This is a genomic window from Pseudoalteromonas sp. TAE79 (assembly GCF_000498015.1).
Classification (GTDB): domain Bacteria; phylum Pseudomonadota; class Gammaproteobacteria; order Enterobacterales; family Alteromonadaceae; genus Pseudoalteromonas.
The window spans coordinates 1-20,433 of record NZ_AUTL01000197.1; the positions used below are offsets into that span (position 1 = coordinate 1).

18 protein-coding genes are annotated in these 20,433 nt (G+C 39.8%); 3 read left to right on the forward strand and 15 right to left on the reverse strand.

From position 1 onward, the window contains the following. From L655_RS1000000127265 to L655_RS0114860, 11 genes are all read right to left on the reverse strand, one after another. Nucleotides 1–166, reverse strand: a 166-nt coding sequence (locus L655_RS1000000127265; RefSeq protein ID WP_139016276.1) for an Hsp70 family protein, incomplete at its 3' end; no start/stop codon positions are given. Between the two features lie 41 nt (nucleotides 167–207). Continuing rightward, complete coding sequence (gene hscB / locus L655_RS0114815; RefSeq protein WP_024605443.1) at nucleotides 208–735, reverse strand: co-chaperone HscB; 528 nt, start codon at nucleotides 733–735, stop codon at nucleotides 208–210. Between the two features lie 82 nt (nucleotides 736–817). After that, nucleotides 818–1,141, reverse strand: coding sequence for an iron-sulfur cluster assembly protein IscA (iscA, locus tag L655_RS0114820; RefSeq protein WP_002958427.1), 324 nt, complete (start codon nucleotides 1,139–1,141; stop codon nucleotides 818–820). 12 nt (nucleotides 1,142–1,153) lie between these two features. After that, nucleotides 1,154–1,537 carry a Fe-S cluster assembly scaffold IscU gene (gene iscU, locus L655_RS0114825; RefSeq protein WP_002958426.1) on the reverse strand — a complete coding sequence of 128 codons (384 nt, stop codon included), beginning with the start codon at nucleotides 1,535–1,537 and terminating at the stop codon, nucleotides 1,154–1,156. A gap of 41 nt (nucleotides 1,538–1,578) precedes the next feature. Continuing rightward, nucleotides 1,579–2,796 carry an IscS subfamily cysteine desulfurase gene (locus tag L655_RS0114830; protein ID WP_002958425.1) on the reverse strand — a complete coding sequence of 406 codons (1,218 nt, stop codon included), beginning with the start codon at nucleotides 2,794–2,796 and terminating at the stop codon, nucleotides 1,579–1,581. Nucleotides 2,797–2,820: 24 nt separating this feature from the next. After that, nucleotides 2,821–3,312, reverse strand: a complete 492-nt coding sequence (iscR, locus tag L655_RS0114835) for a Fe-S cluster assembly transcriptional regulator IscR (RefSeq protein WP_002958424.1) — start codon at nucleotides 3,310–3,312, stop codon at nucleotides 2,821–2,823. A gap of 236 nt (nucleotides 3,313–3,548) precedes the next feature. Next, on the reverse strand, nucleotides 3,549–4,274 hold the full coding sequence (gene trmJ / locus L655_RS0114840; RefSeq protein ID WP_002958423.1) for a tRNA (cytosine(32)/uridine(32)-2'-O)-methyltransferase TrmJ: 726 nt from the start codon (nucleotides 4,272–4,274) through the stop codon (nucleotides 3,549–3,551). 195 nt (nucleotides 4,275–4,469) lie between these two features. After that, nucleotides 4,470–5,225 (reverse strand): class I SAM-dependent methyltransferase, encoded by a 756-nt coding sequence (locus tag L655_RS0114845; protein ID WP_024605444.1) that lies wholly within the window; start codon nucleotides 5,223–5,225, stop codon nucleotides 4,470–4,472. Between the two features lie 57 nt (nucleotides 5,226–5,282). Beyond that, nucleotides 5,283–6,461, reverse strand: a complete 1,179-nt coding sequence (locus tag L655_RS0114850; RefSeq protein WP_024605445.1) for a response regulator — start codon at nucleotides 6,459–6,461, stop codon at nucleotides 5,283–5,285. A 139-nt stretch (nucleotides 6,462–6,600) separates the two neighbouring features. After that, a complete protein-coding gene (gene prlC, locus L655_RS0114855) occupies nucleotides 6,601–8,640 on the reverse strand; it encodes an oligopeptidase A (RefSeq protein WP_024605446.1) in 2,040 nt (679 codons plus the stop codon). An 86-nt stretch (nucleotides 8,641–8,726) separates the two neighbouring features. After that, complete coding sequence (locus tag L655_RS0114860; RefSeq protein ID WP_024605447.1) at nucleotides 8,727–9,401, reverse strand: DUF2461 domain-containing protein; 675 nt, start codon at nucleotides 9,399–9,401, stop codon at nucleotides 8,727–8,729. Between the two features lie 78 nt (nucleotides 9,402–9,479). Here L655_RS0114860 and gorA point away from each other — a divergent pair, with 78 nt between their 5' ends. From gorA to L655_RS0114875, 3 genes are all read left to right on the forward strand, one after another. Further along, nucleotides 9,480–10,841 (forward strand): glutathione-disulfide reductase, encoded by a 1,362-nt coding sequence (gene gorA, locus L655_RS0114865; RefSeq protein ID WP_024605448.1) that lies wholly within the window; start codon nucleotides 9,480–9,482, stop codon nucleotides 10,839–10,841. A gap of 254 nt (nucleotides 10,842–11,095) precedes the next feature. Further along, complete coding sequence (locus L655_RS0114870) at nucleotides 11,096–11,734, forward strand: hypothetical protein (protein WP_231619945.1); 639 nt, start codon at nucleotides 11,096–11,098, stop codon at nucleotides 11,732–11,734. Between the two features lie 107 nt (nucleotides 11,735–11,841). Continuing rightward, on the forward strand, nucleotides 11,842–12,678 hold the full coding sequence (locus tag L655_RS0114875) for a mechanosensitive ion channel family protein (RefSeq protein ID WP_024597410.1): 837 nt from the start codon (nucleotides 11,842–11,844) through the stop codon (nucleotides 12,676–12,678). Between the two features lie 153 nt (nucleotides 12,679–12,831). Here L655_RS0114875 and tldD read toward each other — a convergent pair whose 3' ends face one another. Genes tldD through rng form a run of 4 tightly spaced genes read right to left on the reverse strand, consistent with a single transcriptional unit; the run spans nucleotide 12,832 to nucleotide 20,433 of the window. Continuing rightward, the gene (gene tldD, locus L655_RS0114880; RefSeq protein ID WP_024597409.1) at nucleotides 12,832–14,271 is read right to left on the reverse strand and encodes a metalloprotease TldD; all 1,440 of its coding nucleotides are present in this window, start codon (nucleotides 14,269–14,271) and stop codon (nucleotides 12,832–12,834) included. Next, the gene (locus tag L655_RS0114885) at nucleotides 14,268–15,107 is read right to left on the reverse strand and encodes a carbon-nitrogen hydrolase family protein (RefSeq protein WP_024597408.1); all 840 of its coding nucleotides are present in this window, start codon (nucleotides 15,105–15,107) and stop codon (nucleotides 14,268–14,270) included. Before L655_RS0114885 ends, tldD begins: the two co-directional genes overlap by 4 nt. Next, nucleotides 15,104–18,961 (reverse strand): YhdP family protein, encoded by a 3,858-nt coding sequence (locus tag L655_RS0114890; RefSeq protein ID WP_024605450.1) that lies wholly within the window; start codon nucleotides 18,959–18,961, stop codon nucleotides 15,104–15,106. Before L655_RS0114890 ends, L655_RS0114885 begins: the two co-directional genes overlap by 4 nt. Continuing rightward, nucleotides 18,961–20,433, reverse strand: a complete 1,473-nt coding sequence (gene rng, locus L655_RS0114895; protein WP_024605451.1) for a ribonuclease G — start codon at nucleotides 20,431–20,433, stop codon at nucleotides 18,961–18,963. The genes L655_RS0114890 and rng overlap by 1 nt, the downstream gene beginning before the upstream one ends.

Sequence of the window (20,433 nt, forward strand, 5' to 3'; positions counted from 1 at the left end):
CCGACGGTAACATAGCCGCGCCAAGATCATCAGTTAACGTGCGGGCTTCGCCACTTTGTACTGTTGCAACTAATGAATTGGTTGTACCAAGGTCAATACCAATAGCTAGTTTATGTTCGTGTGGTGCCGCGCTCTGCCCCGGCTCAGCAATTTGCAATAATGCCATAATGCTCTTTAAACTCGTGTTGCTCGCTTTGCAGCAAGTAATTAATCGTCAAATAAACTGTCTTCAATGCGCTCTAGTTCGTCACGCAACTTATAAACAAACTTCAGTTTACGAATATTATCTGCGGCAAGTTGATATTGCTGCTCATCGTTACTCGCTAGTTGCTCGGCAAGTTGTGCACTGTACTGCGCGTTTAGTTGCTTAATTTGTTTTTCAAAATTTGCAATCGCAGTATCAGGATCGCTTGATGATGTTAGCTCTTCAAGCTCTTCGCGAAGTTCCATTTGCTGCATTAAAAACATTGGATCTTGCAAGGTTTGCTGCTCTGCACGAATATCAACGCCTAGCTCGCTCAACATATATTCAGCACGTTTTACTGGGTGCTTTAATGTTTGTAGCGCATCGTTAATTTCGGCGGTGCTTTGCACAGCCATTAACTTATCGCGGCTGCTCGCATTCGCGTGGCGATCGGGATGTACAGTACGCTGTAATTCCAAGTAGTGCTTGTTAACCGTTGCTAAATCAATATTGTAATCAACGGGGACTGCAAATAATTCAAAGTAACGCATAACTTCAACCAATAATATTCAGAAATAACAAAGCCCTACATTAACTGGCAGGGCTTATTTATACTACAAAGATATTTAAAGCTTAAACGGTAAAGCTTTCGCCACAACCACACTCATCTGCTTGATTCGGGTTATTAAATTTAAACCCTTCATTTAAGCCTTCTTTAGTGTAGTCGAGCTCTGTGCCATCGATGTAAACTAAGCTTTTAGCGTCAACAATTAAGGTGACACCTTTAGCCGCAAAAGTTTCATCGTCTTCGTTTAAATCGTCAACAAACTCAAGTACATAAGCAAGACCTGAACAGCCCGTCGTTTTAATGCCAACGCGCAGGCCTAAACCTTTACCGCGGTTTGCTAAAAATGATTGTACGCGGTTTGCTGCCGCATCTGTCAATGTCACTGCCATGAGTTTCTCTTCTTACTTCGCTTGTTTGCTTTTGTAGTCTGCAATTGCTGCTTGAATTGCGTCTTCGGCTAAAATTGAACAGTGAATTTTCACTGGTGGCAACTCAAGCTCTGCACTGATATCAGTGTTTTTAATTGTCGCTGCTTCGTCTAGCGTTTTGCCTTTAACCCACTCTGTTACAAGTGAAGATGAAGCTATTGCGCTACCACAACCGTAGGTTTTGAATTTTGCATCTTCAATAACGCCAGTGGCAGATACTTTAATTTGCAGTTTCATTACGTCACCACATGCTGGTGCGCCTACCATACCCGTTGCCACTGACGGATCGTTCTTATCTAGAGTACCTACGTTACGTGGGTTTTCTACGTGGTCGATTACTTTATCACTATAAGCCATTATTCTATCCTCATTACCTGCTAGGGTATGTGCTCACACTATTAGTGGTGAGCCCATTCAACTGAATCTAAATCAATACCTTCTTGATGCATCTCCCAAAGTGGAGACATCTCACGTAGGCGACCGATAGAGTTTTTCATTAATTCGACGGTGTAATCAATCTCTTCTTCGGTAGTAAAGCGACCAATACTAAAACGAATTGAGCTATGTGCTAATTCGTCGTTACGGCCAAGTGCACGTAATACATAAGAAGGCTCTAAGCTTGCAGATGTACAGGCTGAACCTGACGATACTGCAATGTCTTTTACTGCCATAAGTAACGACTCACCTTCAACAAAGTTAAAGCTGATGTTTACAATACCCGGTACTGATTGGTCTTGTGTGCCGTTAAAGTATACTTCGTCCATATCAGCCATAATGCCGTCGATTAAACGATTACGTAAGGCACTGATGTGTGCGTGATCTTTTTCGAAATCTTGCTTAGCAATTTTAAACGCAGTACCCATACCCACTAATTGGTGAGTTGCTAGTGTACCAGAGCGCATACCGCGTTCATGTCCGCCACCGTGCATTTGCGCTTCAAGGCGAGCACGTGGTTTACGACGAACGTAAAGTGCACCAACACCTTTAGGGCCATACACTTTATGTGCAGAGAACGACATAAAATCAACTTTAAGCTGTTGCACGTCGATTAATACTTTGCCCGCGCTTTGCGCTGCATCTACGTGGAACATAATTTTACGTTCGCGACACATTTCGCCAATAGTCGCGATATCTTGAATTACACCTAGCTCGTTATTAACGTGCATGATGCTTACAAGTACTGTGTCGTCACGCATTGTGTCGGCAAGTTTTTGTAAATCAAGTAGGCCGTTTTCTTCAACGTCCATGTAAGTTACTTCAAAACCTTGGCGCTCAAGCTCACGACATGTGTCGATTACAGCTTTATGCTCAGTTTTAGCGGTAATAACGTGCTTACCTTTTTTCTTGTAAAACTGTGCTGCACCTTTAATAGCAAGGTTATTTGATTCTGTTGCACCCGATGTGAAAACAATTTCACGTGGGTCTGCATTAATTAAATCAGCAATATCTGTACGCGCTTGGTCAACAGCTTCTTCTGCTTGCCAACCAAAACGGTGTGAGCGTGACGCAGGATTACCAAACTTACCGTCCATTGTCAGGCACTGCATCATTTCTTTAGCAACACGTTCATCAACAGGCGTGGTCGCTGCGTAATCTAAATAAATCGGTAACTTCATTTCTCTCTCCGCTGCAGGTCAACCTTAAAGTTGACAGCTTACTTGAATGTTTTCCAACTGCTTAATTGCATTATTGATACTGTTATCTTGGCGCGATGCTATTTCTTTCACATCTGATTTTTCCACCAATTCAGCAAGGGTAATATTATTCAAAAATTCTTCTATGCGTGCGCTTAAGTCTGACCACAAATTATGTGTTAAACAGCGCATACCACTCTGACAGCCGGTATCGGCACCTTGGCAACGTGTTGCATCGACCGATTCGTCTACGGCGCTAATAATATCGCCAACAGAGATAACGCCCGCTTCACGCCCTAGTAAATAACCACCACCAGGTCCACGAACAGAACTTACTAGGCCATTTTTACGTAAACGAGCAAATAATTGTTCAAGGTAAGACAAAGAAATTTCTTGTCTTTGTGAAATATCAGCAAGGGCTACAGGACCTACACCTGTGTGTAGTGCAACATCCAGCATAGCTGTAACGGCATATCTGCCTTTTGATGTTAACTTCATAACGCCCCCTGCACAAAAGAGTGCAAATTTTAATTACCAGAGTAAATTAGTCAAGTATTATCACTTGATAAAAATTTGATTTAGAAACTCATACTTTTAAATTGTAGAGTAAACAAATTTTCAATACTTGACCTCTTTGGTCAAGTATTACAGCCATTGTAATTACCTGAGTATTTTAGTCAAGTATTAGCTAGTTATTTACCCATTGGTTTTTATAACTAATAGCTATACCTAAGTTACTTAGGGATAGACTTATTAATTGAGGTGAGAATACCGCGTAAAATATTCATTTCGGCATCTTCAGGGTGAGCTCGGTTAAATAAACGACGTAATTTAGTCATAACTAAACCAGGGTGCTGTTTGATAATAAAGCCGGTTTTGAAAAGCGTCTCTTCAAGGTGCTCATAAAACAGTTCTGTTTGTTTTGAGCTTGGGTAAACAGCATCGTCTTCTTCAACCTTTTTAGGTTGTTGATTTAAAAACGCCATACGTGTTTCATAACTAAGTGTTTGTACGGCCATAGCTAAATTAAGCGAGCTGTACTCTGGATTAGCAGGAATACATACGTGGTAATTACAAAGCTGTAATTCTTCATTAGTTAAGCCGCTGTTTTCACGACCAAATACTAGCGCTACAGGACCATTTACAGCTTCAGCAACGAGTTTTTCACCACATTCACGTGGTTCAACCATTGGCCACGAAAGCGTACGAGAACGCGCACTTGTGCCAATCGTTAATGTACAGTCAGCGATAGCTTCTTCAACAGTACCTACAATAACTGCATTGCCTAAAACATCAGTTGCGCCTGCAGCTAAAGCACTTGCTTGGCTGTCTATTTCACAAGCAGGATCAACTAAATAAAGCTTTGATAAACCCATGGTTTTCATGGCGCGAGCCGCCGAACCAATATTGCCCGAATGTGACGTGTTAACTAAAACAATGCGAATATCATCTAAGATCATTACTGTGCTACTTTGCTATGCCAAAAAATTGCGCAAATTCTAACATGAAAGTGCAATAAGATCCTAGATTCAAAAGGCTAGATCCTAAGATCTAGCCCAATATAACAATTCTTTCATCGATAAGTGTCGCTGCAAGCAAGGTATGGTTTCAGCGACAATAAGATCTAGGGGTATAACACCAATTTTTTTTGATGTTTAAACCATTGCCGCCTTTACATAGACATCAAAACGGTTCTTTTTGGTTTTGATCTGCATACTTGGGGTTTTGTCATTTAAAAATGGGGCGTAATCGGGGCGCTTTACTACTACACGCTTACTGGCGAGTGGGTAGGCAAAATCAAGTAGGTCGTCAGCGTCGTTGTCTGCACCAACTAGCTCTTGAAATACGCGCATTTCTTTTTTAACTAATGCTGATTTTTCGCGATGCGGGAACATAGGATCTAAATAAACCACATCGGGCATGCTTTCACACTGCGATAGTAGGGTATGGCTTGAACCAAATATTAGGCTCATATTTTCTTTCATCCACAAACCAATTTCAATATCGCTATAGGCTCGCTTTAAACCATCGTATAAAAGTGCAGCTACAACCGGGTGACGTTCATGTAATATAACTTTGCACCCTAGCGAGGCAAGTACGAAGCCATCTCGCCCAAGGCCTGCGGTAGCATCAAGTACAACAGGCGTTGCACCTTTATTTAAGCCAACCGCTTTGGCAATTGCTTGCCCTTTACCACCGCCAAACTTACGCCTATGGGCGGCGGCACCGGTTACAAAGTCAACGTTAATTGCACCTAGTTTGGGCTCGTCGGTTTTAAATAGGCTTAACCCTTTATCGTCGTAATGTAAGCTAAAGCCACTGCAATTTTGCGCCCATTGGGCTAAACCAAAGCGTGTTTCTAATTCATTTAAATAAGGACGTAACTCTTTAAAAGCACACTGAATAACCACAATAAACTCCGACGATAAAATACGCCTGTAGTATATCAACCGCTTTACTTTAAAGCACTAAAATAGCTCTATATCGCTATGATGATTAGTATTAACCTTTGCGGCTTCCGCTTTAGTGCGTAAATTAGATATAAGTTCATTGCGGCTTTCGGCAACCTGTTTAAGCTGATATTTGATAAAGGCTAAATCACTATTAGCCGATACAAATAACTGCATCGTTTGATCCAGTTGGGATATATATAAGGTGAGATCCGCAGGATTTGCTTGTGTTTGTTGTAGCTTAATGGCGCAGTCAAGTTCATGTAGCTGCTCTATAAATATTTTAGTACTTTTGTTTTGCTCTACATTTTGAGTAGTTAACTGCTTAACAATGTCTTGAAGGGCTGTACTTATTTGAGCTGCCTGCTCATAACTGCTTTCGCTTCTTTCCATGGTAACAACCTTCTCGTTGGTCACTTCTAATATATGCGGGAAAAGATCTTTGTAGCGCCCGTACAAAGCATCGTTATCAACAGGCATATTTTTTATCAAAAGGGATACTTTGGGATAATTAATAATAGTACTGCTACCAATATCAACAAATCGTTGAGCATGTCGATGTTGCTCTAGCAGTTCTTGCTCTAGCGGGCAAACACCACTTTGCTGGCTGTAAAAAATACCTTTGCTTTGATACCAAAACACAACCACAACATCTAAATTTAAAGGTGCAAAAAAAGTAAAAAAGTATTCGCTTAACGATTGAAAGTTATTAGCGTGATAACTTTGTCCAACGTAGCGCATTATACGCCCCATATCGCCCGACTCTGTCATTGCTATTTCAGCTGTTTTATTCGCTTTTACTATATCCAATTTAAGTTTTGCGCATTTTTGCCTATATTCGTAAAGTACCTTTATTCGCGCTATTAACTCTTCTGCGTTAAAAGGTTTTGTAATGTAATCGGATGCGCCGACGCTGTAACCTTTTACCCGATCGCTTAGCTCTATTTTAGATGAGAGAAACATAACGGGAATATCTTGAGTATTTTGACTTTGCTTTATTGTTTTACATACGTCATAACCTGACATACCTGGCATTTCAATATCGAGTAAAATAATATCTGGGTTGTATTTATTGGTTAGCCTTAATCCTTCATCGCCATCTTTTGCATGAATTATTTTACAAAACTCTGCTAAAGACTCTTCAATTATATGATGAACATACTTGTCGTCATCAATTGCCAATACCAACTTTGCCATGCCTTAGTCCATTTTATTAGGTGTGCTAAAAGCATAGTACGGTAGGATGAAATTACTAAAAATTATTAGATAATAATTTTAAAATAATAAAAAAGCGCCATTAAGGCGCTTTAATTTGGTTTGTGCTAAATATTAATTTTTAAACAGCAATACCGCTATGACGTAGTAACGCGTCGACATTTGGCTCACGACCACGAAACTTTTTAAATAATTCCATTGGCTCTTCGCTACCGCCTTTTTCTAAAATGTTTTGCATAAAGGCTTGCCCTGTTTTAGCGTTAAAAATACCTTCTTCTTCAAATTTAGAAAATGCATCAGCAGAAAGTACTTCAGCCCATTTATACGAGTAATAACCTGCACTATAACCGCCGGCAAAAATATGACTAAAACCATTTTGAAAACGGTTAAACTCAGGCGGTTTAACGATTGATGTACGGCTACGTACATCGTTTAGTACTGCTTGAATTTGGCATTGCTCACCCACTTTGTAATCGTTATGGATTTTAAAGTCGAATAACGAAAACTCAATTTGACGTAGCATTTGTACGCCTGAGTTATAGTTTTTAGCAGCAAGTAACTTATCAAGTAACTCTTTAGGTAACGGCTCACCCGTTTCATAATGACCTGAAATAAAGCTCAGGGCTTCTTCGTCATAACACCAGTTCTCTAAAAACTGACTAGGAAGCTCTACCGCATCCCATGCAACACCATTAATACCCGCAACAGGAGCAGCATCAACTTGTGTCAGCAGGTGGTGAATACCATGACCAAACTCATGAAATAAAGTAGTTACTTCGTCATGAGTAAACAGCGCCGGTTTATCGCCAACCGCCTTATTAAAGTTACACACTAAATAAGCCACTGGAGTTTGTAGTTCGCCGTTAGCACGTACTTTACGACCCATACAGTCATCCATCCACGCACCACCACGTTTGTGGTCGCGTGCATATAAATCTAGATAAAAGCGTCCACGAAGCGTATTGCTACTATCTACAATTTCAAAAAAGCGAACATCTTTATGATAAGTATCAAAATCAGTAACTTCTTTTACGCTAATACCAAATAAGCGATTAACGGTTTCGAATAATCCACTTAATACTTTATTTGCAGGGAAGTAAGGACGTAGTACTTCGTCTGAAATTGCATACTTTTCTTGCTTAAGCTTTTCGCTATAGTAACCAAAATCCCATGCTTCTAATTCAGAAATACCGTGTTTTTGCTCAGCATACGCCTTTAGCTCGGCCACTTCTTGCTCTGCTTGTGGTTTTGATTTAGCTGCTAGGTCTTCTAAAAATGAGAATACTTGTTCTGGTGACTCTGCCATTTTAGTCGCGAGTGACTTTTCAGCGTAGCTGTTGAATCCTAGTAACTGTGCAAGTTCATGACGAAGCGCAAGCTCCTCTCTCATAATATCTGAGTTATCAAACTCACCGGCGTTAGGGCCTTGATCTGATGCGCGCGTAGAAAACGCAGTGTAGGTTTCCCTGCGTAGTTCGCGGTTATCTGCGTAAGCCATTATGGGTAAATATGATGGAAAATCGAGTGTAAATAACCAGCCATCTAATTCTTTACTTTTTGCGGTATCGGCTGCAAGTGCAAGAGCTGATTCTGGCAAGCCAGCTAAGTCGCTCTCATCAGTAATATGCTTGTGCCACGCTAAAGTCGCATCCATTACATTGTTGCCAAATTTTGAGGCAAGCTCAGATAAGCGTGCGCTTATTTCGCCGTAGCGTTTTTGTTGTTCTGGCGCTAAAGCAATACCCGATAATTTAAAATCACGCAGCGCATTAGTAATTGTTTTTTGCTGTGCTGTAGTCAGCGTTTTAAATTCGTCGCTGTTATAAAGCGTATTATACGCGTTGTATAAACCTTGATGCTGACCTACAAATGTTGAATATTCAGATATTAACGGTAAGCACTGCTCGTAAGCTTCACGTAATTCGTCGTTATTCATTACTGAATTTAAATGCGATACAGGGGAAAACATGCGCGATAATTTATCGTCAGCTTCTTCAAGGGGTAATACTAAGTCATCCCACGTGTACGAACCTTTAGCTAACACGTCATCAATGGCTTTACGACAAAGCTCAATACCGTCTTTTAGTGCGGGTACTACATACTCAGGCTTTATTTTTGAAAATGGTGGTAAGCCTTCAAGGCCAATTAGTGGGTTGCTCATAAATACTCTCTTTGCGTTAATGCATTACGTTTTAAATTGGGTCTAAAAGTAAAAAAACAACTCAGCCGCTTTTAAGTTGTTTAATTTTAATAAGGTTGCTCCAGAGAAAAACACAAATAACCCATTAATGAGTCGGCCACTTTATAACGCTCTAGTACCGTATCAACTAAATTATTGCTACATACTTGCTTTTGAGTCAGCGGGCTAATAGCTATAAAGTCTTTTCGCTTGAGCTCATTTATTAATGGGTGCTCTTTTTCAAAACCTCTTGGTGGGCGTTTTAGCGACTCTCCTGACATTTCAAAAATAGATTTAAATTGCTCATTATAAATTGCTTTTTTATAGCTATTTGGGTTTTCATCTATGCAGGTTCTAATTGCGTTAAGCGCCTTTGATTCTGGTCGCCAAATACCAGCACCTATAAAGCATTCGTCATTTGCTAAGTGAAAATAAAAACCCGGGGCGTGTACGTTTTTTCCCATAAAATGGCGAAATTGAATCCCTACATTAATTTTATATGGGGTTTTATCTTTACTAAAACGCGCATCCTTATGGATTCTCATTAAACTACCGCCCACTTTTTTATCTGATGCGACAAAATGGCTAGAAACCTCAGCAAGTGGTGCTTGCATTTGCCTAATGAAATCTAAAGCGGGCTCTCTTACGTATTCCTCATACTGTGATTTATGGTCGTTAAACCAGTCTCTATTATTGTTTTGATCAAGCTGAGCAAGAAATTCGAATGTTTTTTTACTAAACATAGGTCACCTAAACACTCTTTATTTTTAAAACTTAATGTTATGCTAATGCGCATAAAACTCAACGCCTAAGGACATAAAATGACACAACACTTTGATTATATTGCAATCGGTGGTGGCAGTGGTGGTATTGCCTCTGCAAATAGAGCGGCAATGCGTGGCGCTAAAGTAGCACTTATAGAAGCAAAACACATGGGCGGCACGTGTGTAAACGTAGGCTGCGTACCTAAAAAAGTAATGTGGCACGGTGCTCAGGTTGCCGAAGCTATTAATTTATACGCCCCAGATTACGGCTTTAATGTTGAAGTTAAAGGCTTTGATTGGAGCAAGTTAGTAGAAAGCCGCGAAGCCTACATAGGCCGAATTCATAAAGGTTATGACAGTGGCCTTGCTAGCAATGGCGTTACTGTAATTAAAGGCTTTGCTAAATTTGTAGATAATAAAACAGTTGAAGTAAACGGCGAGCATTACACAGCCGATCACATATTAATTGCAGTAGGTGGGCGCCCAAGCATTCCGCATATTGAAGGTGCTGAGCACGGTATCGATTCTAATGGCTTTTTTGAATTAAAAGAGCAACCTAAACGCGTTGCAGTAATAGGCGCAGGTTATATAGCTGTAGAACTTGCTGGTGTATTACATGGTTTAGGTACTGAGACGCATTTATTTGTTCGTAAGCATTCTCCGCTTCGTAACTTTGACCCGTACATTGTAGATACGCTTGTTGATGTTATGGCTGCTGAAGGCCCTACTCTTCATACAGAGTCTGTACCCCATAAATTAGTTAAAGAAGACGATGGCTCAGTAACGCTTCATTTAGATAACGGCAAAACTCACAACGTTGATCAAGTTATTTGGGCTATTGGCCGCGAGCCAACAACCAATGCTATTAACGTTGCTGCAGCTGGCGTAGAAGTAAACAGCAGTGGTTTTGTAAAAGTTGATGAGTTTCAAAATACCACAGCTAAAAACGTTTATGCTGTTGGTGATATTATCGAAAACGGTATTGAACTTACACCTGTAGCAGTTAAAGCAGGGCGTACTTTATCAGAGCGTTTATTTAATAAAGAACTACCTGATGATTTAAAAATGGATTACAGCCTAGTTCCTACTGTTGTATTTAGTCATCCACCGATTGGTACTATTGGTTTAACTGAGCAAGAAGCTATTTCTCAGTATGGCGAAGAAAACGTTAAAATTTATCAATCTGGTTTTACGGCTATGTACACAGCGGTAACTAAACATCGCCAGCCTTGTAAAATGAAACTTGTATGTGCCGGCCCAGACGAAAAAGTAGTTGGCCTACATGGGATTGGTTTTGCGGTTGATGAAATGATTCAAGGTTTTGCAGTTGCCATGAAAATGGGCGCAACTAAAGCTGATTTTGATGCCGTTGTTGCTATTCACCCGACTGGCTCGGAAGAATTTGTAACGATGCGCTAGGCGCTAAACTCTAAGTTCTTAATTATAAAAAGCCCTTGCTAAGTAATTAGTAAGGGCTTTTTAATGTTTGTTATATTTTGCACAACAAACCAGTTAAAACGTCACATTACAAACATCTATTCAACATTAAAAAAACAACTAAGCCATTATTTTAACAGCAAAAATTTTAGACCGATAAAAAGATTAAAAGTTTAAATTTTGTTTTGGCTTTAAAACATTTTAACGATTAGAATCCCGCGCATTTATAGTTTCTCTTGGTTATTTATGTTTTTACTGCGATCTTTTATTTATTATGCCTAGCGGGTGTTGCTCATTTAATTCAACTTGAAGGGTTTGAATTAAAACAGGATGCACTTTACAGTGAAGAAACTCTTACCGAACATATGCAAGATGTTTTAACTTTTTTAAGCTGTATTTTATTTTTTTACGCTTCGCGAATTAACTTTCAACTCAAAATACCGGCTGTATTACTAGCTGCATTATCGGCAATGATGTTTGTAAGAGAGTTTGATACCTACCTCGACTTATACTTTTTTGATGGCGCTTGGCAAAGTATCGTCTATTCAATTTTAGCTGGCGTGTTTGTTTATTTAATAACAAACAGAGGAAGTATTTTTAACGCTTTAAAAGCCTATAGCCTCACTCCTAGTTATGGAATTTGCTTATCAGGCATGGTTACTTTACTCGCATTTTCGCGAATGATGGGCAAAGGCGCATTTTGGCATTCAGTAATGGGTGATGACTATGTACGTGCGGTAAAAAACATTGTTGAGGAAGGTATAGAAACGCTTGGCTATACTTTGATTTTTATTTCAGCCATTGAGCTTGTACTCATATGCCGAAAAAGAATGGCTAAAAATCACAAGCATTGCACTGAGCAAGTAACTCAATAACGTAGCTACATTTTTTATTGGTTACTTTTTTACACTAAATTTGCTAATTGGTTTAATAAATCAATATACTGAGCCTGTTTTTATCAACTCACGTTTAATTGGATACCATGACTAAAGATATATTGCTGCATCCGTTTCTTCTTTCAATTGTAATGATCACAATTGCATTTGTACTAAAAGTGCTTGTTGATAAGCTAGCTAAAAGTCGCGCAGAAAAAAAAGAAAAAGACATCCGTTACATCGCACACAATATTAAGCACTTTATTAATTTTGTAATGATGATATCGCTGCTATTTGTGTGGTCTACTGAAATTCAAAACTTTGCACTTTCTATTGCTGCTTTTGCCGTGGCGATTGTACTTGCAACGCGTGAGTTTATTCAGTGTGTAATAGGCTTTTTTTACCTCGTAACAACTCGCCCGTTTAGAGTGGGTGATTGGATACAAGTAGGTGATTACTTTGGTGAAGTAGCTGAAACGGATTGGATAAAAACAACCATGCATGAAATTGATATACATACTTATCAATTTTCTAGAAAAACCATATACATACCTAATAATAAGCTGATTACCAGCTCTATTAAAAACTTAAACTTTGTAAAACGCTTTGTTACACATCATTTTATTATTGTCCGAAGAGAGAGCTTTAACCCTTACCCTATTCACGACACACTCACTGAGCAAGCTAAGCTGTACTGCGAAGAGTTTCAAGAAGTAGCAAGCCGTTATAATTCGATGATTGAGCGTAAACTTGATGCAAAAATATCTGGCCCAGAACCAGTAATTCACTTTGGTACAACCGATTTAGGTGAATTTAAAGCAAGCTTTACCTTGTTTTGCCCGACAGAAAAAGCGCTTGAGATAGAGCACAAATTAACAGAGTGCTTTTTTGCGTTATGGTACAAAGAGGCTGAAAAAAATAAAGAAGGTGAAGGAGAGGCATAAACCTCGCCTACACAAAGTAAAAATACAAATCGTAGGTGCGAATTTATTTCGCGCTCTATTTCTAAGTCTGTATTTAAAAAGCGAGGTGTAAAACCTCACCTACAATAAACATCAAGCACGTAGGTGCGAATTCACTTCGCGCTTGAGTAATATTTAAGCTGTACCACCGACCGTTAACTGATCAATTTTAAGGCTTGGTTGGCCTACGCCTACCGGTACGCTTTGACCATCTTTACCACAAACACCAACACCTTTATCAAGTGCTAAGTCGTTACCAACCATAGATATTTGCTGCATTACTTCTGGTCCATTACCAATAAGCGTTGCGCCTTTAATTGGTTGGGTAATTTTACCATTTTCGATTAAATACGCTTCTGATGCGCTAAATACAAACTTACCTGAGGTTATATCAACTTGTCCGCCGCCAAAGTTAGGCGCGAATACCCCTTTTTTAACTGAGCTTATAATATCGGCTTGGCTGTGCTCACCACCTAACATGTAGGTGTTAGTCATGCGAGGCATTGGTAAATGTGCATACGACTCACGTCGTGCGTTACCGGTAGGATTTACACCCATTAAACGCGCGTTTAGCTTATCTTGCATATAGCCTTTTAAAATACCGTTTTCGATAAGTACGTTGTAAGCGGCTGGTGTGCCTTCATCATCAACATTAAGTGACCCACGGCGATCAGCCATGGTGCCATCATCAACAACCGTACACAGCTCAGATGCTACTTTTTGGCCCACTTTACCACTAAACGCAGACGCGCCTTTGCGGTTAAAGTCGCCTTCAAGTCCATGCCCTACTGCTTCGTGTAAAAGCACGCCAGGCCAACCATTACCAAGTACAACTTCCATCGTGCCTGCAGGTGCATCAATAGCTTCAAGGTTTACTTTAGCTTGGCGTACAGCTTCTTCAGCAAATTCCATCCAACGTGGTTTACCATCAACAAGCTCTTTAAAGTAACCATAATCTAAACGTGCACCACCACCTGCGCCACCGCGTTCACGGCGACCATTTTTTTCAAGCAGCACTGAGCAGTTTAAACGAATAAGCGGGCGAATATCGGTGGCAAACGTACCATCACTTGCTGCGATTAATACTTCTTCGTATACCGCCGACATTGAACTAATTACTTGCTCTGCATCGGGTGCTAGTTCACGAATATAGTTTTCAAGTTCGCGTAATAAACTCACCTTGTCGGTATCGCTCATACTCGAAATTGGCTGATGTGCTGCAAACTGCTCTTTAGCTTTAACATCACTAAATACTTTAATCGCTCTATCTTCGCCAGCATCTGCGATGCTACGAGCCGCTGTAGCCGCTTTATTAAGTGCTTCAAGATTTATTGCATCAGAGTAAGAAAAACCTGTTTTTTCGCCGCTTACAGCACGTACACCAACGCCACGTTCAACGTTATAAGAGCCTTCTTTAACTAAGCCGTCTTCAAGCACCCATGATTCGTGGTGGCTTGATTGAAAATATAAATCGGCGTAATCCACTTTATGCTGATGTATGTAAGCGAGCGTTTTTTCGAGCTCTTCTCTATTTAGCTGGCTGTCTTGTAGTAAATGCTGTTCAACCGAATTCATAATAAATGCTCTCTAAATCGTTGATGAGACTGCACGGGCATATCTCGTCTAATTTTTTGTAACTGGTCTAAATCTGCGTTGCAGCTTATAAAACCGGTGCCTGTTGGCAATTCACTCAGGGTATTGCCCCAAGGTGAAATAATAATACTGTGGCCATATGTTTGTCGGCCATTTTCATGTGTACCGTACTGAGCAGCTGCAACTACATAACATTGTGTTTCTATTGCGCGAGCTGCTAATAGCGGTTGCCAATGCGCTTGCCCTGTAGGGACTGTAAATGCACTGGGTACTAAAATAATATCGGCGCCTTGGCGTACTAGTTCGTTAAATAAGCCACTAAAGCGCAGATCATAACATACTGTTAAGCCAATTTTACCAAAGGGAGAATCAACAACCACTACATCGCGACCTGCTTGGGTAAAATCTGACTCTCGATAGCTACCTGTTTTATCATCAACGGTTACATCAAATAAATGTATTTTGTTATACGTTGCAACCAGCTCGCCTTGATTATTATATAAGTGCGATGCTGCGTAATACTTATGTTCGTTAAATGGCTCAGGCATTGTGCCTGCATTTAACCAAATATTATGGTGTTGGCACAATTCACTAAGTTGTAATTTGTATTGATCAACTTGCTTAGCAACACGTAACGTATCGTTACCACTTTTACTAAACACTAAAAAAGCTTCTGGCAAGCAAACAAGTAATGGTCTTGTTGCTGGCAGAGTTTTAAGTGCGCGCTTTAAGCTTGCTATGTTGTCATCAGGGTTTAGCCCTGAACACATTTGTAGGGCAACTATTGTGGGTGTGCTTATGCTTGCTGTTTTGTTCATTGCGTTACTGTTACTTGTGCATCTTTAAGTTTTAAATCGACTGATGCTTGTGGCTGATTTTGCGCAGCTTGAGGTAGTGTAACTTCACGACTTTTTCTGTCGAGTTCTTGAACAATAGGATCGTTCATTTTACCCGTTACTTTAAAATTGATCTCTGAGATGACGCGCGCAGAATGAATAACTTTATCAAGTGCTAAAGCAGCAAGCCCTGTTACTGGATTAACCATCCATGCCACTATAACCGGAATGCTTGAGGTTACTTGTGGCGCTACAGCAAGGTCGTAATCTATATCTAGCGTATTTAAATTTGCGTAGCCTTTAATTGTTAAATCGGCAGGCACACCATCCATTTTAGTATCTTTAGTGTAAGCGATACCGTTTTCTAACTGCATAGAGCCTTGCATGCTGTTATAAAAAAAGCCCTTTGAAAATACATCTCTAAAATCAAGTTTCAGTTTACGTACGAGTGAATCAAGGCTCAACAGCGAAAATACGCGTGCACCACCATCACTGATTTCAGTTAAGTGACCTTCCCCTAAATCCCAAGTAACTTCACCACTTAAAGTTTTCACATCAAAGTCATAAGGTGCAGCTTGCCAAGTAAGATCATAATTTAGATCAGCTTTAGAATCCTTAATTGCAGAGGTAATATCAAACTCGCCAAACAACGCGCCTATATCATCACTTTTAAGCTCACCACTTAGCGTTGTTAAGCCATTTTGCCATAGCCCTTTAGTGCGCAATACATGATCTCCTTTATCGATTACAAGTTCTGATATCGATAAGCGCTCGCCATCACCTAATAATGACGCACTCACTTTATCAAGCTGATAGCGATCAATTTTGCAGTCACTACATTCAAACTCAATGGCAGGTATTTTAGTAAGCCAGCTCAAGTCTTCCTCAGGAAGTACATCTGTTATTTCAATCAATTGCTCGCTAGGCTGTGCAAAATTAAGCCTTAAGTAATCGGCATTAATTCGTATAGGCTGGCTAGGCTGTGATGTAGGAATAAAAACCCCAGCTCTAAGTTCTTTAGCATTTAGCTTTAGGTATAAATCGTCTTTTGATGGTGCTAAATGCATTTCAAAATCATTAAAGATGATGTTACTCGCATCAAGCATACCTATATTTGCGACCACCTCATTAAGCGGTGGCATAATCCCTTTTGATTTTTTATCTGGGTTTGATTTACCTGCTTTAATTATTTGATCTATCAGATCAAACCAAGGCACTAATTCACTCTGCTCAAGATTTATATTTACGCTTAAGTCTTTTTGGTTTAATCCTAAGTCTTGTTTTCCGAGCACAAAATGGACATTACTAAACTGTGATTTTCCATTTTCTAAAATAGCATTAAAGTAAAACTGTTGATTAGCGTTTGCTGTAATGAGATTAGAAATATCATCACCTTGAACTACTGCATCAAGCGCCCACATTTGTTCGCTATTTTTATTATAAGGTGCGGGTAAGTTACTCGTTAAGCCAAGTAGTTCTGAGTTTACCTGTGCACGGTAATTAAAGCCTTGTTCGGTAAAATTAAGTACTAAACCAATATCAACATCGCTTTGCCCGCTTAAATAATTTTTTAATATACCTTGTCCACTGTCAATTAATGTATCGGCGTCAATTTTGGCGTTTATATCTATGTTTGCTTGGTAATTTTTAGCATCACTTTTGCTGCTGTAATTAATATTTAGCGGCATGCCCAACCACTTCGCAGTCGCATTTTTAAGTGTGATGTTGTCGTTTTTAAAATTAAGCTCGCCAGTTAAGTTTTTAAGCTCAATACCTGGCGTTGCTATAAATACTGGCAAGTCATTTAAATTAACTTTGCCGCTAACACTGGCTCCGCCTTTAAACTTAGAGCCTACTAAAAGCTCAATACTGGCATCGGCTTCGCCTTTGCCCTGTACAACTTTAAAAATTTCAGCAAGAGGTTTGGCAATAGGTGTCGCTGCGAAAAAGTCATGTAACTTTTTCATTTGTGCTTTTTTATCAATTTGCACAATAAGTTCATCTGCATTCATTAAATCTGCAATGCTCACCTGTACACTATTACCAATATCTAAATTAACCAACTTGCCTTGCTGGCTATATATGTCCATTCGCTCATTAGCAAAATGTAGCTGTACATCAGCATTAGTGACCGCTGGCCAATCAGGGTCAAACTCATAGGTTGCATTGTCTATTTGTGCTAATACATCAAACTGACCACTACCATCAGTAAATGGGAAACCAGACAAAGGCCCTGCAAATAAGACTTGTGCTTTAGATACTTCTCCGCCTTTAATTGCACCATTTAAATAGCTAACGAGCTCAGGGCTCATTGCTTTTAATGGGAAATAATGACCTGCAATTTTGGCCTCTGGGGCGAAGGCTTCAGCGTAAAGATCTAATCGAGGATCATCTGTTAGACTAATTTGTAATTCTGCAGCAAGAGTGACTTCATCATTATCAAACCATATATTGTCACTACTTATATGCCAGCCATCATCTCGCTTAGCTAAATCTAGCTCTACATTTAGCTGATTATAATTTATGTCGTTACTAAAGCTTTCGCCTGTAACTAATGTGCCGTTTTCACCAAATAAATTTATTCGACCACTACTTTGATTAAGTAAACCACTTACTCTAAGTCCTTGTGCTGCAGGTACCGACCTTAATTCTTGCCAACCAATATTGTCAGCCTCAAACCATAATTGCCATTGCTGTGCATTAGAAAAATTTAAATAAGCTTGATCTATTTGCCCGCTAGGTTGGCGCTCTAAAAATGGTTCAAGTGCATTAAAATTACTTAGCCCAGCTAGGTTACTCAGTAATTCAAAATCAACTTGATGGAGCCACACTTTATTTTGCGACCCTAGTTGAGCTTCAAACTCTAAACTTGGCCATGCTTTATCGTTACTATTAAATGTTAAACCGGTGCTTTTTAAGTGCCAGCTATTTTGTTCTGGATATAAATGGAATCCACCTTCACTCAGGCTGACTTGTTGGCTTTGCTCTTCTCGCTGCCAACGCACAAAGCTTGGTAGCCACTGCATTTTTATATCGCTTACAAGGCCTTTATCTAGTTTTAGCCACGCTTGTAAATTAATATCGCTATGCAGTTGTTGCTTTTGCGTATTTATATATTGTGCTAACCAGTTAGATACATCGACCTTATTAGCCTGCACATAAATGTCGCCCGCAACTTGCTCTAGGGTATCGCCAGTAAGTGCAATGCGCGCATCAAAGTCACCAACCGAAATACCCGGCAGTGCTAAGCTCCCACTACCAAGATGCTGCTCATCTTCATTTTGCCAAACAATATTTTTGAGAAGTAACTTACGTTCTTTACCATCTTCTAGAACAAAGTTAATACTGGAATTTTCTATTGCAAAATGACCCGTTTTACCCAAAAACAGTTCTTCTATTAGCTCTTTTTGCTCAAAAGAGACTTCGTCGTTGTCAGCGGTTTTAAATAAGTTGGTGATATTTACACTGGTATGAAACCCATTAATAACAAAATAATTAGATCTAAGTTGCAGTGCTTTTAAGCTTTCCCATAAGTTTAGCTCTAAGCTGGTTTTAGCAATGGTGAGTGATATTGGCGCGGTTTCGTTATCTTTAAACGATAAATTCTCTAGTACTAATGCAGGACCACTGCCCTGCCAACTAGCTGATATTTCACCGATAGATAAGCTTATTTCAAACTTTTCGTGTAAATAGCTTTCTATGTCACCTTTGTACTCGTTTGCATACGGGAGGGTATATTTTAAAATTGAAACAATAACGGCCAGTAATACCAAAATTATGGCGCAGGTCTGCCATAACTTTCTAAAACAAAAAAAACAGACCGCTTTTGCTTTCATTACATCATTACCACATCAAACTGTTCTTGGCTGTATAAGCTCTCTGTTTGAATATTGACTTGCTTACCAATAAATAGTTCAAGCTCGGCAAGGTTATGATACTCATCGTTTAGTAGGGCTTCGCTCACAGCAGGCGCTGCATATACCATAAACTTATCGGCAGCGTATGCTCGGTTAACACGCACTATTTCACGTAGTATTTCGTAGCAAACCGTTTCAACTGTTTTTTGCGAACCACGACCAGAACACGCAGGGCATACATCACATAAAATATGCTCTAAGCTTTCGCGTGTACGTTTACGAGTCATTTCAACAAGCCCAAGCGCTGAAAGCCCATTAATATTCGTTTTAGTGCGATCTTTTGCAAGGGCTGCTTCAAGTGAATGAAGCACCCGTCGCTTATGATCTTCACTTACCATATCGATAAAGTCGATAATGATAATACCGCCTAAGTTACGCAGCCTGAGCTGGCGGGCAATTGCAGAGGTTGCTTCTACGTTGGTATTAAAAATGGTTTCTTCTAAATTACGATGCCCTACAAATGCGCCAGTATTAACATCAACAGTCGTCATTGCTTCTGTTTGGTCAATAATTATATAACCACCCGATTTTAGCGTAACTTTACGATGTAGTGCTTTTTGAATTTCGTTTTCAACGTCAAACAAGTCAAATATAGGCCTCTCGCCTGGGTAGTATTCAAGCACTTGAGAAAGCTGTGGAACAAACTCTTCAGTAAATAACTTTAGTTCTTCATAGCTGAGTTTAGAGTCAACGCGAATGCGCTCCATATCTTCGCCTACGTAGTCACGCAGGGTTCTAAAGGCAAGCGTTAAATCTTCGTGTAGGATACTGGCTTTACTCGTTTTTCTACGACGTGATGTTATTTTTTCCCATAATTTTCTTAAAAAGCCAGCATCGTGTCGTAATTCAGCTTCGCTAGCACCTTCGGCAGCTGTACGTACGATAAAGCTGCCATTTTCATCGCCATATTCTGCGACTATTTTTTTAAGACGTGAGCGCTCTTCTTCAGTTTCTATACGCTGACTAACCCCTACATGGGTCGCATCAGGCATAAACACTAAATAGCGAGAAGGAATAGTTATATCAGTGGTGAGCCTTGCGCCTTTAGTGCCTAGCGGATCTTTTACCACTTGCACCATAATGTATTGGCCTTGACGAACTAACTCTCTAATATCTTGTACTTTTTTTATTGGTACGTCGTCTACGCCTTCAACAATAGAGGCACTATTTACAATATCGGATGCATGCAAAAATGCAGCTTTTTCAAGGCCGATATCAACAAAAGCAGCCTGCATACCCGGAAGTACACGGCTTATTTTCCCCAAGTAAATATTGCCTACAATACCTAGATTACCGATTCGCTCTAGCTGTATTTCTTGCAGTACACCGTTTTCTATTAGGGCAACACGGCTTTCGCTCGGTGTGACATTGATCAGTAATTCTGTACTCAT

Bases quoted from the DNA above. Each gene is read 5' to 3' on its own strand.
- hscB (WP_024605443.1), bottom strand. From the start codon at position 735: ATGCGTTACTTTGAATTATTTGCAGTCCCCGTTGATTACAATATTGAT.
- iscA (WP_002958427.1), bottom strand. From the start codon at position 1,141: ATGGCAGTGACATTGACAGATGCGGCAGCAAACCGCGTACAATCATTT.
- iscU (WP_002958426.1), bottom strand. From the start codon at position 1,537: ATGGCTTATAGTGATAAAGTAATCGACCACGTAGAAAACCCACGTAAC.
- L655_RS0114830 (WP_002958425.1), bottom strand. From the start codon at position 2,796: ATGAAGTTACCGATTTATTTAGATTACGCAGCGACCACGCCTGTTGAT.
- iscR (WP_002958424.1), bottom strand. From the start codon at position 3,312: ATGAAGTTAACATCAAAAGGCAGATATGCCGTTACAGCTATGCTGGAT.
- trmJ (WP_002958423.1), bottom strand. From the start codon at position 4,274: ATGATCTTAGATGATATTCGCATTGTTTTAGTTAACACGTCACATTCG.
- L655_RS0114850 (WP_024605445.1), bottom strand. From the start codon at position 6,461: ATGGCAAAGTTGGTATTGGCAATTGATGACGACAAGTATGTTCATCAT.
- prlC (WP_024605446.1), bottom strand. From the start codon at position 8,640: ATGAGCAACCCACTAATTGGCCTTGAAGGCTTACCACCATTTTCAAAA.
- L655_RS0114860 (WP_024605447.1), bottom strand. From the start codon at position 9,401: ATGTTTAGTAAAAAAACATTCGAATTTCTTGCTCAGCTTGATCAAAAC.
- gorA (WP_024605448.1), top strand. From the start codon at position 9,480: ATGACACAACACTTTGATTATATTGCAATCGGTGGTGGCAGTGGTGGT.
- L655_RS0114875 (WP_024597410.1), top strand. From the start codon at position 11,842: ATGACTAAAGATATATTGCTGCATCCGTTTCTTCTTTCAATTGTAATG.
- tldD (WP_024597409.1), bottom strand. From the start codon at position 14,271: ATGAATTCGGTTGAACAGCATTTACTACAAGACAGCCAGCTAAATAGA.
- L655_RS0114885 (WP_024597408.1), bottom strand. From the start codon at position 15,107: ATGAACAAAACAGCAAGCATAAGCACACCCACAATAGTTGCCCTACAA.
- L655_RS0114890 (WP_024605450.1), bottom strand. From the start codon at position 18,961: ATGAAAGCAAAAGCGGTCTGTTTTTTTTGTTTTAGAAAGTTATGGCAG.
- rng (WP_024605451.1), bottom strand. From the start codon at position 20,433: ATGAGTACAGAATTACTGATCAATGTCACACCGAGCGAAAGCCGTGTT.